We start from the raw sequence: 14,923 nt of genomic DNA on the forward strand, positions 1-14,923 counted from the left end.
ATGGAAGACTTCTCGATCATCGTCCTGTTTCTCTTCGTCCTCTTCCTTCTGCTGGGCACCGGCGTCTGGGTCGGCCTTGCGCTGATGGGTGTCGCCTGGGTGGGAATGGAACTGTTCACAACCCGGCCCGTGGGCGACGTGATGCTGACCACGATCTGGACGGCTTCCTCCTCGTGGACCCTGACCGCGCTGCCCCTGTTCATCTGGATGGGCGAGATCCTGTACCGGACCCGACTCAGTGAGGACATGTTCAAGGGTCTGGCGCCATGGATGGCCGGCCTCCCCGGTGGTTTGGTGCATACCAACATCGTCGGATGTACCGTGTTCGCGGCCGTGTCCGGTTCGTCGGCCGCGACATTGACCACTGTCGGCAAGATGTCGATCCCGGAACTGCGCAGGCGCGAATACCCCGAGCCGATGATCATCGGTACGCTGGCGGGGGCGGCGACCCTGGGCCTCATGATCCCGCCCTCGCTGACGCTGATCGTCTATGGCGTGACCATCAACGAGTCGATTTCCAAACTGTTCTTTGCGGGTATCCTGCCGGGCCTGGTGCTGGCGGCGATGTTCATGGCTTATGTGGCGATCACCTCTCGCGTGTCCCGGCAATGGAACCCGGCTCAGGAACCGCCTCTGACCTTCGGTCAGCGGCTTTCGAACTCGCGCTTCCTGCTGCCGGTGATCTGCCTGATCCTCGTCGTGATCGGGTCGATGTACCTGGGATACGCCACCGCGACCGAGGCGGCCGCCTTTGGCGTGATCGGCGGTTTGATCCTCGCCGCGTCGCAGGGCTCGCTCAACTGGAAGACGTTCACCGAAAGCCTGATGGGTGCGACCCGGACCAGCGCCATGATCGCGCTGATCCTGGCGGGCGCAGCGTTCCTGTCGCTGTCGATGGGCTTTACCGGACTGCCGCGCGGTCTGGCGGATCTGATCGCGCAGCTGGAACTCAGCCGGTTCGAATTGCTGATGGTTCTGCTGATCTTCTACATCGTGCTGGGGATGTTCCTCGACGGCATCTCGTCGGTGGTGCTGACCATGGCGGTGGTGGAACCGATGGTCCGGCAGGCGGGTATCGACCTGATCTGGTTCGGCATCTTCATCGTGGTGGTGGTCGAGATGGCCCAGATCACGCCGCCGATCGGGTTCAACCTGTTCGTACTGCAGGGCATGACCAATCATGAGATGGGCTTCATCGCGCGTGCCGCCTTTCCGATGTTCCTGATCATGGTGCTGATGGTCTTTGTTCTCATCGCCTTCCCCGAGATCGCCACCTGGCTGCCCGAGAACATCCGGCAGGCCCCCGGCGGCGGGTAGCCTCTTGAACCCGGTGTCGGCCCTTGCGGGCCGACGCCAGATCGCTGCGCCTATCGCACTGGCTGACACAGGCTCATGATCCTCTCCGCTCTCACATTCCTTGCGCGCCACGGCAAGCTGGTGCTGATCCTCGGTCTGGTGGCCGGTATCGCCTTGCCGGGGGTTGCCGGGGTGCTGCGCCATTGGATCCCCGAGATGGTGGCACTGTTGCTGTTTCTGACCGCCTTCCGGATCGGGCCGCGCGACACGGTGGAGAACCTGAGCGCCGTCGCGCGCACCTCGGTCACGGCAGTGGCGCTGCAACTTGCCTTGCCGCTGGGTTTTCTTGCGGCGCTGGCCGTGTTCGATGTGCCGCTGTCGCCTCTTGTGCTGGCCATCGTGCTGATGCTTGCGGCCCCGTCGGTGACCGGATCGGCCAATTTCTCGATCCTGTTGGGTCACGACCCGGCCCCGGCGCTGCGCCTGTTGATCCTTGGAACGGCGATCCTGCCGCTGACCTGTGTTCCGGTCTTTGCCCAATTGCCGCAGTTCGGCGCGTTGTCCTCGGTCCTCCAGGCGGCGGGGCGCTTGCTGGCCGTGATCCTGGCGGCGGCGGCATTGGGTTTTGCGCTGCGCCACTGGGGCATTCCGCGTCTTGGCGACCGGGGGCGCAGAGCGACGGACGGGCTGACCGCGCTGGTGCTGGCCGTGATCGTGATCGGCCTGATGGCCGCCGTCCGGCCTGCTTTCGTACAAGACCCCGCAGACCTGGCATTCTGGCTCGCCGCGGCCTTTGGCGCAAACTTTGGGTTGCAGGGTCTGACCTTTGCGATCCTGCGTGCCCTTGGCCATCCGGACGCCGTGCCCACCGCGATCGTCGCCGGCAATCGCAACTTTGCCCTGTTCTTCGTGGCGCTGCCCCCTGCGGCCACCGATCCGCTGTTGATCTTTCTTGGATGCTACCAGTTCCCCATGTATCTGACGCCGACCCTGTTGCGGAGGCTTTATGACCCACGCTGAACCCTTCCCCATCGTGCGCAATGTCGGCCTGGACGGGATGCTCGTGACCTTCGCGGACACCATGACCGAGCCTTCCAACCGCGCGGCGCTGGCCTTTCGCGGTGCCGTGGAAGCCGCCGGTTGGGACGGAGTGACCGAGACGTCGACCTCGCTGGCGTCGACCTATGTCCGGTTCGACTTTGCAAGGCTCCCCCATGTCGAAATCGAACGGCTTTTGCACACTCTGCTCGCGTCGCGCGACTGGTATGCCGCGCCTCTGCCGTCCGGGCGCAAGCTGTGGCGCGTGCCGACGGTGTATGGCTCCGACCTGGCCCCGCAATTGGACGAGGCCGCGGCGGCCGCCGGACTGTCGCCGGCTGAAGCGGTTCACCGCCTCAGCCGGACCCAGGTGCGGGTGCTGACCATCGGCTTTGCGCCGGGGCAGCCGTATCTCGGCCCGCTTGGTCCCGAATTCAACATCCCCCGGCTCAAGGAACTGAACCCGATGGTACCCGAAGGCGCGCTGGTGCTGGCCATATCGCAATTCGTCCTGTTCTCGGGGCCGACTCCTACCGGCTGGCGCCATGTCGGCCAGACCGCGTTCCGCTGCTTCCGGCCGGAGATGGAGCAGAGCTTCGTCCTCAACCCCGGCGACGAGATGTTGTTCGAACCGGTCTCGCGCGATGATCTGGAACGTATCCGCGCTGAAAACGACGACGGCACCGGTGGCGCCACGGTCGAGGAGATTGCGGCATGACGCTGATCGTTCGCCGCATCGGACCCGCCTGCACCATTCAGGATCAGGGACGCGAAGGGTTTCTGGACCAGGGACTTTCGCGGTCGGGGGCCGCCGATCCGCTGGCGTTGCACGAAGGCGCCGCGCTGCTGGGGCAAAGCCCCACGCTCGCCGCGCTGGAAATGGCCGGCATGGGCGGCGAGTTCGAAGCCACCAGCGACACCCGGATCGCCCTGACCGGCGCCCCGATGCAGGCCAGCATCGACGGCAGTCCGATCCTGTGGAATGCCTCTCACCTGTTGCTGAAGGGGCAGCGCCTGACCATCGGCGCGGTCCTGTCCGGAAGCTACGGGTATCTGCACCTTGGCGGCGGACTCGCGACGGAGCCAATGCTCGGGTCGCGCTCGGTCCACCTGACCGCCAAGCTCGGGCGGGCGATCGCGGCCGGGGACAGCTTGCCGTCCGGCCCGGACACCGGCGACGCGGGAAAAAAGATCGCCCCGACGGACCGGTTTTCCGGCGGCACACTCAGGATCGTGCCCAGCTTTCAGACACCGCTTTTCGACAATGAAACACTGGACCGGTTCAGTCAGACGGAGTTCCGCCGCGGCGCGCGGGCCAACCGCATGGGGATGCAACTGGAAAGCACGGGCGATGGGTTTGCCGCAAAGGGTCAGCTCGACATCCTGTCCGAAGTCATCACGCCCGGCGACATCCAGATGACGGGCTCGGGCAATCCGTTCATCCTGCTGCCCGAATGCCAGACCACTGGCGGCTATCCCCGCATCGCCACCGTCCTGCCCTGCGACCTGCCGCGCGCGGCCCAGACCCCGGCGGGCGGCAGGATCCGCTTCCAGTTCGTCACGCTGGATGAAGCTGCCGCGCTGCAGATCGCCCACCTCAAGGAGCTTGCCCGTCTGCCCCTGCGGGTCGAGCCGATGGTGCGCGACCCACATGACATTCCGGACCTGCTGTCCTACCAATTGATCGGCGGAGTGATCTCCGCCACCGACTGAGGAGGTACATCCATGAGCCGCGTCGATCTCAACGCCGATATGGGCGAAAGCTTTGGCCCCTGGAAGATGGGGGACGATGAAGCCCTGCTGAAGATCATCACCTCGGCCAACATCGCCTGCGGTTTTCACGCCGGCGACCCGGACGTGATGGCCAAGACGATGCGGCTCGCGGCGGAAAACGGTGTCGGCATCGGCGCGCATCCCGGCTTTCCGGATCTCCAGGGCTTCGGCCGGCGCAACATGAAAATACCGCATGAAAGCCTGCGAAACCTGGTCCGCTTTCAGTTGGGCGCGGCGCGGGGCATGGCCGCGGCGGTCGGCGCCGAAGTACGGCATCTGAAGCTGCACGGCGCGCTGGCCAACATGTGCTCGGCCGATGCCGACATGGCACGCGCCTGCTATCAGGGCGCGCTCGACGTGGATCCGGAGATCATCGTCATGGTTCTGGCCGCCACCAAACAGGAAGAGGCCGTGCGTGGCCTGGGCTGCAAATGGGTGGGCGAGATCTTTGCCGATCGGGCCTACAACGACGACGGAACCCTGGTTGACCGCTCCTTGCCGGGCGCGGTGATCCACGACCCCGAAATCGCGGGGCCGCGCATCGCGAAAATGGTGCAAGCCGGTGCGATCATCACCGAAAGCGGCAAGCGGCTGGAAACGTCCATCGACACCATCTGCCTGCATGGGGACGGCCCCACCGCTGTTCAGATCGCGACATCGGTGCGTGCCAGCCTAGTCGCAGCAGGCATCAACGTCACTCGGTTCGAGCGATAACCGACCGCGACACGCGTATCCAATCGGCGGCTCCGCCGTTTTTGGCCGATACGCGCAAGGTTTTGGCCGTTCATGACAAGCCCGGCGGGTCATGCCCGATCACATCGGCGGCAGGACAGATCCTGATCTGATTGCGGAGTGACCCGATGAACATCAAGGCGACACTGAACCACACCGAAACGCGACCGGCCAGCAGGGCCAAGGCTCTGGCCTGCCAGCCGCACAACCTGCGTGAAAAACTGGCGCTGGTCCGGCTTTCCGACGCCGAGGCCGGGCAATTGGCCGAGGGCGACATCGTCCGGCTATCGGTCGAAGCGTCGGCCGAAGAGATGAAGTCGCTGCGTCTTCATTCACTGCCCGCCTGTTGGCGCATCGTCCTGATCGAGGATCGCACCGACGGGCGTTTCGCCTACTGCCTGCCGGAGGCGCCGAACTGTGGCCGGCCCCTGTTGATCCTCTGACGTTCCGCACAAATCGGCCCGCCCTGCGCGCAAGAAAAAAGGCTGCGAAATATCGCAGCCAATCAGTCCGTGAGTGAGCGCCGGTCCTTAAGATGGCCCGATCATGAAACAGGTGACATTCCGTGCCTTGAGACGCCGGCAGGCCAGATCCGCCTGTTCCCGGGTCATGCCCTGGAATGTGGCGTCAAAGCCCCGTGAGCTTTGGTTGACCTTGCGCAGCGTTCCTTCCAGCGTGGTCATTTCCGCCAAGGCCGTCCTCAGCAGGATCTTTTCCGCCTCGTACCGCGTGGTGTAGCGCCCGACATTGATACCCCAATGATGCCCGCCCGAGGTGGACAGGCGCGTGACGACCTCCTGCTCGGGTTCCGGTTCCGGCTCGTCGGCAGGCGACACCGAAACGAGTACGAGGTTTTCCGGGCGCAGCGCGGGCCGGGTATCGGCAACTTCGACCGGCGGTGCGGTGGAGGCGAGGCTTGCCTCGGCGATCGCGGCTTCGATGCTGTCCTGGATCGCGTCGCGATTCCTGGCGGCATTCTCGGCGATTGCGCTGGCAACCTGAACCGCTCCCGCTCCGGGCCGCACGATGGGGCGCAGGCTTTTTTCCGGCGCACCGGCCAGGCGGATCGTCTTGCTGGTGACATCGTCGATGCCGGTGTTGCCCGCATAAAGCGGCCGCGGGGGCTTGCGGATCGGCGCCCGCGACGGAGCCTTGCGGAACCCGAGGTCGAGCAATTCAGCCACCTTGGCATTGCGCGAGGCGGTGGACTTGCCACCAAAGACGGTGGCGATGATGCGCTTGTCGCCACGCTTGGCCGACGCAACCAGGTTGAAACCCGCCGCGCGCGTGTAGCCGGTCTTGATCCCGTCGGCGCCCTTGTAGGCCGCTAGTAGGCGCCGATTGGTGTTCGAAACGGTCTTGATCCCGGCATGTGTCGATTGGCGGGAAAACAGGTTGTAGTACTGCGGGTAATCATAGAGCAGATGCCGCCCCAGCGTCGTCATGTCCCGCGCGGTCGAAAGGTGCCCGGATTCGGTCAGGCCGTGCGCGTTCTTGAAGGTGGTCCGGGTCATGCCCATCGCCTTGGCGGTTCGGGTCATGCGTCGGGCGAACGCGGCCTCGGAACCGCTGAGCGCGATGCCGATCGCCGAAGCGGCGTCATTGGCGGATTTGACCGCCGCCGCCCGGATCAGATAGCGGAACGCGATCTTTTGCCCGGCCCGCAATCCCAGTTTCGACGGCGGTTCCGCTGCGGCCTCCGCCGATACACGCACCATCGTGTCCAGGGTGATCTCGCCGTTTCGGACCGCCTCGAAGGCGATGTACAGCGTCATCATCTTGGTCAGCGATGCGGGGTGAAGGCGTGTGTCGGCGTTGCGGGAATGCAAGACCTCACCAGTTCTCGCGTCGATGACCATGGCCGCATACGGTGCCGCGGCCAGGCTGATCGGCAACAAGAAAAACAGCCAAAAGAATGCTAACGCATATAGGCCCATACGGGCCGGTAATCTACGCCGAACCTGCACGATCTTTGCCTCTGTCTGCCTCACGCCGCCGGTTTTCCGGTCGGCCAAATTCTCTTTATTTTCAGTCAGCGTAACACAGGCGAGTCTCGAAAGAAACCATGAGCTTGCGGCGGATCAAGTTGAACCACACAGGAAGCCTTGGCATATATAGCGGCCGCCGACCAACCAGACGCTAGATATGGAAAACCGGCAATATTGCGTCAAAACCGTCCGAGAATTTTCGGGATGTGGCGCTTATCTGCAACAAACCCATCTATTCCAGGGACTGCACCAGACGAACCAACCCGCCCAGGTCGGACAGTTCCCGATACCGGGCATTCTGCTCGGGCGGGTCGGCCTCTTCGTGGGTCCATACGAAACCGTGCGGAACATGAACCCCCCAGGCCCCTGCTCCGATGGCCGGCAGCACATCCGACCGCATCGAGTTTCCGACCATCATGGATTTTTCCGCGCCGTCGCCGTGGCGGGAGAAGACCGTGGCGTAGACCTCCGGCGTCTTCTCGGACACGATTTCGACTCCGTCAAAAAGCTCTCCCAGTCCTGACTGCGCAAGTTTTCTTTCCTGGTCGATCAGATCGCCCTTGGTGATGAGCAGAACCCGATGCGTCTCGGCGACGGCCTCGACAGCTGTCCGCGCATGGGGCAGCAGTTCGATCGGGTGGGCCAGCATTTCCTGACCCGCGGCGACCAACTCCCGGATCACCGAGGCGGGCACACGGTCTTCGGTCACTTCCAGTGCAGTTTCAATCATCGACAAGGTAAAGCCCTTGACGCCATAGCCATAGTGACGAATGTTCCGCTTTTCCGCCTCCAGCAGGCGCTGCATCAGATGATCCTTGTCCGCATGGTCGGACAACAGATCCGCAAAATGCGCCTGGGTCATCTGAAAGAACCGTTCGTTGTGCCAAAGGGTGTCGTCGGCATCGAAGCCGACCGTCGTGAGCATTTGTCCCATGCGAATTCGGGTGCTTCCTCTTTTGCATCGCCGCACTAACGTTATATAAGCCTTCTATTGAACCGGACACTGAATCGGAACACAGCGCATTATGGTGACGGAACCCCTGTTGATGTCGGACAAGTCGGACGAGGATGGCGACACCTCGGTCCTCGTTCAGACGCGTCCGAAGACCAAGCGCCCGCCGCTCTACAAGGTTCTTCTGCTGAATGACGACTACACGCCGATGGAGTTCGTGGTCCACGTGCTCGAACGCTTTTTCGGCATGAGCCATGCGCAGGCGTTCGAGATCATGCTGACCGTGCACAAGAAGGGCGTGGCCGTCGTTGGCGTCTTCAGCCATGAGATCGCTGAAACCAAGGTCGGGCAAGTCATGGATTTTGCCCGTCGCCATCAGCATCCGCTGCAATGCACCATGGAAAAAGAGGATTGACAGGCCGACGCGTGCGCTGGACCTGAAAGTTCCCGCGCAGGTCCGCGCCCGGTCTTCATCGGCCGCAATCGCACTGGAAGGCTGAATGTCCCCCCGCTTGTCTCTTGCCCTGCAACACGGTCTGGTCCTGTCGGAGTGCGTTTCGATACTGCTCCCGACGCCCGGGCACGATCTGTCTGACCTGCCGGATGGCGCCGAGGTGGTACAGCCTTTCAAACCCTATCACGACCACTTCGCGGCGCTCGGATATGCGGCGACGCCCGAAGCGACTGCGCCATGCACCGACGCGATCCTGTTCCTGCCCCGCTCCAAGGCACAGGCGCGCGCGCTTGTCCGGGCGGCCTGCACTCGGGAATCGGGTACCGTCGTGGTGGACGGGTCCAAGACCGACGGCGTGGACAGTCTGCTGAAGGAGATTCGCAGGACTCTCCCGGTCCAAGGGCCGATATCGAAGGCCCACGGCAAGATCTTCTGGTTTCGGGCCGACAAGAGCGCGTTTGCGGAATGGGAGCCTCCTCAGGACCAACGCGCAGACGGCTACGTGACCGCACCTGGCGTCTTTTCCGCCGACGGAATCGACCCGGCATCCGAACTGCTGGTCGCGGCGCTCCCGCAGACGCTTGGGCGGTCAATCGCGGATCTCGGCGCCGGCTGGGGATACATTTCGGCCAACCTGCTTGACCGGAGCGGGATCGAAACGCTCCATCTGGTCGAGGCCGACCATACCGCCCTCACCTGCGCGCGCCGCAATGTCCGGGACGCGCGGGCGAGATTTCACTGGGCGGACGCGCTGAGCTGGCAGGCGCCGGAACCGTTGGATGCGGTGGTGATGAACCCCCCGTTTCACACCTCGCGCAGCGCGGACCCGTCCCTAGGCCAGGGATTCATTGCCGCCGCTGCGCGAATCCTGAAGCGGTCGGGGCAACTGTGGATGGTCGCCAACCGGCACCTGCCCTATGAAACGGCCCTCGACGAAGCCTTTTCCAGTGTCGAAGAAACTGCCGGTGACACCCGGTTCAAGGTGCTTCATGCCTCTCGCCCCCGCCGCTGATCCCGGTTAACGTGCGCCGCAACCCAGGAGGAAAGACATGTCCTTTTCCATCGCAGGCAAAACCGCCATCGTCACCGGCGGGGCAAACGGCATCGGATTGTCGATTGGCCGCCAGTTCGCCGAAGCCGGTGCGAATGTCATGTTCGCGGACATGGACGAAGACCGCCTCGCCGACGAGTTGGGCGAACAGAGCGAGGACGGCAATATCCGCTATTTCGCAGGCGATCTGCGCGAGAAGCTGACCATTGCCAACCTCTTGTCCGCGACCATCGACGCCTTCGATCAGGTGGACATTCTGGTGAACGCCTCCCGGCAGGTCCTGCCAACCGATCCCTTGGACCTCGACGACGACTCGGTGCGCATTCTGCTGAACCAGAACCTCATGCCGGCCCTGCGGCTCAGCCAGCTGGTGGCCAAGCGGATGATCAAGCAGGCGGAAAAGGACGAAGAGGGGCAAGCGGGGTCGATCATCAACCTGTCCTCGATCGCCGCGCGGCGCACCCACCCCGAACTCATGGCCTATTCGGTCTCGACCGCCGCGCTGGATCAATTGACCCGTTCGCTTGCCGTGGCTCTCGCACCCCATCGCATCAGGGTCAACGCCATCGCGATGGGCTCGGTGATGAGCGCGTCGCTCCGTCAGGCCCTCAAGGACAATCGCGAATTCCGGTCGGATATCGAAAAACACACGCCGCTCGCCCGGATCGCGGCCCCCACGGAATTGAACGAGGCGGCGCAGTTCCTCGCTTCCGACGCGGCCGGTTTCATGACCGGCCAGGTTCTGACCATAGACGGAGGCCGGTCCCTGCTCGATTCCGTCGCAGCCCCGGCACATTGATCGATATGTTCGAAACGGAAAAATCCACCGCCTCTGCCTGGTTCCGCCAGTTGCGTGACGACATCGTTGCAGCCTTCGAAGCCCTGGAAGACAGCCATGACACCGGGCCGTTTTCCGACATGGCCGCGGGCCGGTTCGAGATCACGCAAACCCAACGCCAATCAGACGACGGGTCGGATGCGGGCGGCGGGCTCATGTCCGTCATGCGCGGCGGGCGCGTCTTCGAGAAGGTCGGGGTCAATGTCTCGACGGTCTACGGCAGTCTGGGCGAAACGGCACAGGCCGCGATGGCGGCGCGCAAGGGAATTCCCGGAATGGCGGAAGACCCGCGGTTCTGGGCTTCGGGGATCAGCCTGGTCGCCCATATGCAGAACCCGCACGTTCCCGCCGTGCACATGAATACGCGCATGTTCTGGACACCCCACGCCTGGTGGTTCGGCGGCGGATCGGATCTGAACCCCTGCATCGAATACGATGAGGACACCGCGCATTTCCATGCCACGCAAAAGGCGTTTCTGGACCCGCACGGTCCCGGCCACTACCCGCGGCTCAAGGAATGGGCGGACGAGTATTTCTACATTCCGCATCGGAAACGGGCGCGCGGTGTCGGGGGCATCTTCATGGACGACTATTGTACCGGCGACTGGCCGGCGGATTTCGCCCTGACCCAGGACATCGGCCGCGCCTTCCTGCCCGCGTTCCTGCCTTTGGTCGAAAAGCGGCGGGTGCAGCCGTTTACGGAAGAGGACAAGACCACCCAGCTGATCCATCGCGGACTCTATGCGGAATACAACCTCGTCTATGACCGTGGGACCAAATTCGGGCTGGCCACCGGGCACGACCCGGACGCCGTATTGATGAGCCTGCCGCCCCTCGCCAAATGGGTCTGACGGCTATTTCAGCCAGATTTCGTCGGCCGTGTTGTCATAGCAATAGTTCTGCGCCATCGACGCCGGCATGTTGTCGCCCACCCGTTTGACGGACACGGTAAACCCCGGAGTCGTATCGACGCCGGCAGGCGCGTTCAGCGAGAACTGTACGCCTTTCTTTCCGGGTTGCGACACCGAGGGCCCGACCGCTTTCCAAAGATAGATACGCTCGGATCCTTTCAGGCGCAGCTCGCGAATTCCATAGTCACCCGCGCCGCACCAATAGTCCCTCGGCACCGAGCCGAAGTAGTTCACGACCTCAAAGACGCCGTCACCGATCGGCGTCACGTCCGCGCGGTTCCAGGCGCGGAACGCCTGCGCAAGGCCCGGTGCGACGATCAACGCGGAAAAAATCGCTATCTTCACAATGCCTTTCATTCGGATCTCCTGAAATGCTGGCCATCTTGGGTTGAGATAGGTTCGCCACCTCGATTCTCCACGACGCAAAGCCTTGGGCCATTCAAATGCGATCACATGACTGCGCGGATGCGCTGAGGTCAGGCTGGCGTTCGCTTCGGCCACATGCCGCCCATCCATGCGATATGGGCGAAGCCTAACGCGATTGTTCGTCAGTGTATCCGGAAAATCACCACTTCGGAGGCGATCCACGTTATTGTGATGCCGGGTCAGAGGAGTGAGCAAGGAATACGTGTCGCAGAAGTTTCCCGAGGGCTGGTTCGACCTTACGCCCCAGACATATGCGGATTTCGGCGTGATGTTCTATTTGGCCTCGCTCACGGCGCGGCACAGATCGCGAACGCTGGGCCAGGTGCTCTATGCCTTCGAAACCCCGCTGCGGCTTGGTCAGTACCACATCTTTCGGCAAAACGGATTCCCGCGCGGTTTCGTCACCTTTGCTGGATTGAACCCCGAGGCCGAACACAGGTATGCCATTCAGGACAAGCCGTTGGAGGACAGGGATTTTGCCAGCGGCTCCTCGTTCTGGATCATCGACCTCGTGGCGCCGTTCGGCCAGACCCGGCAGATGGTCGAGATTCTCAAACGCGACATCCCGCACCCGCGCGTGCGCACCAACCGGATGGACAGCGATCTGGACAACAAACGTATCGTCGAGTGGACGCGCGATGCCGAAGGTAGCGTGCATATGCGCCTGTATCGTCCCAGAGACTTCGAGCGGCAATTGAAAACGGAAGGGCTCTAGCATGGTTTCAACCGTCATTACCGGAGATACCACCGGCTTTGTGACCGGCAACCCGCCGAACATGGCCACCGGGGACCTGGATGTCGAGGCAAACTCGGTGATCGGTACGTTCCAAGGCGCGCTTTGGGAAATCTCCACCGATCCCGGTCTGGGCACGGCCTCGATCGACCCGGATACCGGCGAATGGACCTATACGGTCGATCCCGCCGAGTTCGACGCGCTGGACGATGGGGAACTGGTTCAGGATACCTTCGAGGTGACGGTCACTGCGTTTTTCGACGGCCCACTCGGCCCCTTCACGGACACGGCCACGCAAACCATCACCATCGATATCGAGGGGGTGTGTTTCGCGGCTGGAACCCTGATCGAAACCGATGCAGGGGCCAAGCCCATCGAGCGGCTGGGAATCGGCGACCTTGTGGCGACAGTGGATCACGGCCTTAGACCCATCCGATGGATCGAAGGCAGCCGGATCAGCGCCGCGCAACAACGGCAAAACGCCGCGCTTCGCCCGGTCCGCATCCGGGCCGGGAGCCTTGGGCCGGGCACGCCGAAACGGGACTTGCTTGTCTCGCAACAGCATCGGATCCTGATATCCGGCCCCAAGGTCGAGCTTTTCTTCGGATCGGACGAAGTGCTGGTCGCCGCCAAGTCGCTGTGTTCCTGGCCCGGCATCTCGATCGAAGACCCGACGGAGCCGGTCGCGTACTATCACATTCTGCTGGATGACCACGAGATCCTCGTTGCCGACGGCGCGCGTGCGGAAAGCCTGTTTCTCGGCGAGGAGGCGTTGCAGACGATGTCGTCGGACGGCCTGCAGGAGTTGGCCGTCATCTTTTCCGATCGCGGGAACACCTCCAAGGCAGGATTCGGCACGGCCGCCCGGATGATCCTGCGCGATTTCGAGGCGGCCGCGCTGGTCTGACCGCAGGGGTTGGCACCCAGCGGCAACGCAGTCACCCCGCGCCGCTCCCGAGACGGCCACCGACGTCTTCGGGCGCGATGGCCACCGTCTTGACGATGGCGTGGCATTCGACCCCGACCGCAAGGCCCAGCGCGGACGCCGAGCGGCGCGTGACACGGGCCAGAACCGTCCCCGCCTCGGTCCGGACCGAAACGATCGCACCCGGCCCTTCTCCGGACCGGATGCCCGATACCGTACCCTTCAGAACATTCAGCGCCGACAACCCTTCGGGCCGGCGGTTGGACAGAATGACCTCCTGCGCGGCGATCCTGACGCGAAGGAACTCGCCGACGCGATGCGGAACTCGCGGCAGGAACAACCGGTCATGTCCGGCTTCCAATTCGGTCAGGCCGTCCGCGTGATGGGCCAGAACCCGCGCGCGCAACACGGCGCCGACGGCCCGGATTCCTGCTGGCGCGACCTCGGGATCCGACAGCACCTCTGCCGCGGGTCCGTGCCGGGCAACCTTGCCATCCTGCAAGGCAACAACCGACGTGGCGAGCCGGGCCACTTCGGCGGCGGAATGGGTCACGTAAAGGATCGGAATCGAGATTTCGTCCCGCAACCGTTCGAAATAGGGCAGGATCTCGGCCTTTCGGGCATCGTCCAGCGCCGCGAGCGGTTCGTCAGCAAGGATCATGCGGGGGCTTGCCAGCAAGGCGCGACCGATGGCGACCCGTTGCTTTTCCCCGCCTGACAGCCGGGCCGGCCGACGTTCCAGAAGATGTCCGATGCCCAGCATGTCGATCACGCGGTCTTCGTCTTCGCGACGCGCGCCACGCGGCGCAAACCAGCGCCCATAGGCGAGATTCTGACGTACCGAAAGATGCGGAAACAACCGGCCTTCCTGAAAAATGTAGCCCAGCCTTCGCCGATGCGGCGGCAGCCAATGGCCCCGATCCGTATCGAACAGCACCCAGTCTCCGACCGCGACCCGGCCGGCATCCGGTCTGAGCAACCCGGCCACCGCATTGACGACGGTCGTCTTGCCCGATCCCGAGCGTCCGAACAGCACCGTCACGCCCGGCGGCGCATCGAAGGCTACGTCCAGCTCCATCTCGGGAAGCTTGTGGGCGATGCGGACGGACAGGCTCATGCCCCGGCCACCCGTGTCGCGATCCGTCGACCGACATATTCCGACAACAGCAAGGCACCCATGGCCACGATGATCGAAACGACGACCAGCCGCATGGCCGCGGGTTCGCCGCCCGGCACCTGCAAGAAGGCGTAGACAGCCGAAGGCAGGGTCTGGGTCTGTCCGGGTATGTTCGACACGAAGGTGATCGTCGCACCGAACTCGCCCATCGCCTTGGCAAAGGCGAGTATGGCGCCCGCGATGATCCCCGGCATGATCATCGGAAGCGTCACCGTGGCAAACACCATTGGCCGGGACGCGCCGAGCGTGGCGCCCGCTTGTTCCAGCTTGGGATCGACGGCCTCGATCGACAGGCGTATGGCCCGAACCATCAAGGGAAAGGCCATGATTCCGGCGGCCAGGGCTGCACCCGTCCAGCGAAACGCGAACACGACCCCCATCCGCTCCAGAAACTCCCCGACCGGTGCCTGGGTGTTGAAGGTCAATAGCAGCAGGTAGCCGGTGACGACCGGCGGAAGGATCAGTGGAAGATGCACCAAACCGTTGACTAGCTGCCGCCCCGGAAACCGCCAGCGCGCCAGGGCATAAGCGACAAAGACACCAAAGGGCAGCGCGACCAGCGTTGCCCAGAACGACACGCGCAGCGACAGCTGCAATGCCGCCAGCTCCTCCGGCCCGAGCCAGCCCAT

General features: G+C 63.6%; 17 protein-coding genes. 12 read left to right on the plus strand and 5 right to left on the minus strand.

What is annotated here, in order from left to right; translation table 11 throughout:
* The 6 genes from AC2FNJ_RS13875 (at position 1) to AC2FNJ_RS13900 (ending at position 5,282) form a co-directional block, all read left to right on the plus strand.
* On the plus strand, positions 1 to 1,317 hold the full coding sequence (locus AC2FNJ_RS13875; protein WP_496765021.1) for a TRAP transporter large permease: 1,317 nt from the start codon (positions 1 to 3) through the stop codon (positions 1,315 to 1,317).
* Positions 1,318 to 1,392: 75 nt separating this feature from the next.
* On the plus strand, positions 1,393 to 2,316 hold the full coding sequence (locus tag AC2FNJ_RS13880) for a hypothetical protein (protein ID WP_496765022.1): 924 nt from the start codon (positions 1,393 to 1,395) through the stop codon (positions 2,314 to 2,316).
* Entirely contained in the window at positions 2,303 to 3,052 is a 750-nt protein-coding gene (locus tag AC2FNJ_RS13885) for a 5-oxoprolinase subunit B family protein (RefSeq protein ID WP_496765023.1), read from the plus strand. The genes AC2FNJ_RS13880 and AC2FNJ_RS13885 overlap by 14 nt, the downstream gene beginning before the upstream one ends.
* The gene (locus tag AC2FNJ_RS13890; protein WP_496765024.1) at positions 3,049 to 4,047 is read left to right on the plus strand and encodes a 5-oxoprolinase subunit C family protein; all 999 of its coding nucleotides are present in this window, start codon (positions 3,049 to 3,051) and stop codon (positions 4,045 to 4,047) included. Before AC2FNJ_RS13885 ends, AC2FNJ_RS13890 begins: the two co-directional genes overlap by 4 nt.
* Before the next feature lie 12 nt (positions 4,048 to 4,059).
* Entirely contained in the window at positions 4,060 to 4,821 is a 762-nt protein-coding gene (locus AC2FNJ_RS13895; RefSeq protein ID WP_496765026.1) for a LamB/YcsF family protein, read from the plus strand.
* A gap of 146 nt (positions 4,822 to 4,967) precedes the next feature.
* Positions 4,968 to 5,282 carry a hypothetical protein gene (locus AC2FNJ_RS13900; RefSeq protein WP_496765027.1) on the plus strand — a complete coding sequence of 105 codons (315 nt, stop codon included), beginning with the start codon at positions 4,968 to 4,970 and terminating at the stop codon, positions 5,280 to 5,282.
* Positions 5,283 to 5,369: 87 nt separating this feature from the next.
* On the opposite strand, the gene AC2FNJ_RS13905 is transcribed toward AC2FNJ_RS13900, so the two are convergent.
* Entirely contained in the window at positions 5,370 to 6,776 is a 1,407-nt protein-coding gene (locus tag AC2FNJ_RS13905) for a D-alanyl-D-alanine carboxypeptidase family protein (protein WP_496765028.1), read from the minus strand.
* 283 nt (positions 6,777 to 7,059) lie between these two features.
* Positions 7,060 to 7,761: an HAD family hydrolase gene (locus tag AC2FNJ_RS13910; RefSeq protein WP_496765030.1), complete on the minus strand. Its 702-nt coding sequence runs from the start codon at positions 7,759 to 7,761 to the stop codon at positions 7,060 to 7,062.
* A 91-nt stretch (positions 7,762 to 7,852) separates the two neighbouring features.
* Between AC2FNJ_RS13910 and clpS the strand changes: the two genes are divergently transcribed.
* From clpS to hemF, 4 genes are all read left to right on the plus strand, one after another.
* The gene (gene clpS, locus AC2FNJ_RS13915) at positions 7,853 to 8,194 is read left to right on the plus strand and encodes an ATP-dependent Clp protease adapter ClpS (protein WP_496765031.1); all 342 of its coding nucleotides are present in this window, start codon (positions 7,853 to 7,855) and stop codon (positions 8,192 to 8,194) included.
* 85 nt (positions 8,195 to 8,279) lie between these two features.
* Entirely contained in the window at positions 8,280 to 9,245 is a 966-nt protein-coding gene (locus AC2FNJ_RS13920; RefSeq protein WP_496765032.1) for a class I SAM-dependent methyltransferase, read from the plus strand.
* Positions 9,246 to 9,282: 37 nt separating this feature from the next.
* Entirely contained in the window at positions 9,283 to 10,083 is an 801-nt protein-coding gene (locus tag AC2FNJ_RS13925; RefSeq protein WP_496765033.1) for an SDR family NAD(P)-dependent oxidoreductase, read from the plus strand.
* A 5-nt stretch (positions 10,084 to 10,088) separates the two neighbouring features.
* The gene (hemF, locus tag AC2FNJ_RS13930; protein ID WP_496765034.1) at positions 10,089 to 10,973 is read left to right on the plus strand and encodes an oxygen-dependent coproporphyrinogen oxidase; all 885 of its coding nucleotides are present in this window, start codon (positions 10,089 to 10,091) and stop codon (positions 10,971 to 10,973) included.
* 3 nt (positions 10,974 to 10,976) lie between these two features.
* Here hemF and AC2FNJ_RS13935 read toward each other — a convergent pair whose 3' ends face one another.
* The gene (locus AC2FNJ_RS13935; RefSeq protein ID WP_496765036.1) at positions 10,977 to 11,390 is read right to left on the minus strand and encodes a hypothetical protein; all 414 of its coding nucleotides are present in this window, start codon (positions 11,388 to 11,390) and stop codon (positions 10,977 to 10,979) included.
* Between the two features lie 256 nt (positions 11,391 to 11,646).
* Here AC2FNJ_RS13935 and AC2FNJ_RS13940 point away from each other — a divergent pair, with 256 nt between their 5' ends.
* Together AC2FNJ_RS13940 and AC2FNJ_RS13945 are read left to right on the plus strand one after the other, a co-directional pair.
* The gene (locus tag AC2FNJ_RS13940) at positions 11,647 to 12,174 is read left to right on the plus strand and encodes a toxin-activating lysine-acyltransferase (protein WP_496765037.1); all 528 of its coding nucleotides are present in this window, start codon (positions 11,647 to 11,649) and stop codon (positions 12,172 to 12,174) included.
* 1 nt (position 12,175) lies between these two features.
* Positions 12,176 to 13,099 (plus strand): Hint domain-containing protein, encoded by a 924-nt coding sequence (locus tag AC2FNJ_RS13945; protein WP_496765039.1) that lies wholly within the window; start codon positions 12,176 to 12,178, stop codon positions 13,097 to 13,099.
* 31 nt (positions 13,100 to 13,130) lie between these two features.
* On the opposite strand, the gene modC is transcribed toward AC2FNJ_RS13945, so the two are convergent.
* Together modC and modB are read right to left on the minus strand one after the other, a co-directional pair.
* Positions 13,131 to 14,234 (minus strand): molybdenum ABC transporter ATP-binding protein, encoded by a 1,104-nt coding sequence (gene modC, locus AC2FNJ_RS13950; RefSeq protein ID WP_496765040.1) that lies wholly within the window; start codon positions 14,232 to 14,234, stop codon positions 13,131 to 13,133.
* Complete coding sequence (gene modB, locus AC2FNJ_RS13955) at positions 14,231 to 14,923, minus strand: molybdate ABC transporter permease subunit (protein ID WP_496765042.1); 693 nt, start codon at positions 14,921 to 14,923, stop codon at positions 14,231 to 14,233. Before modB ends, modC begins: the two co-directional genes overlap by 4 nt.

This window comes from Ruegeria sp. BHSB196 (assembly GCF_059613135.1).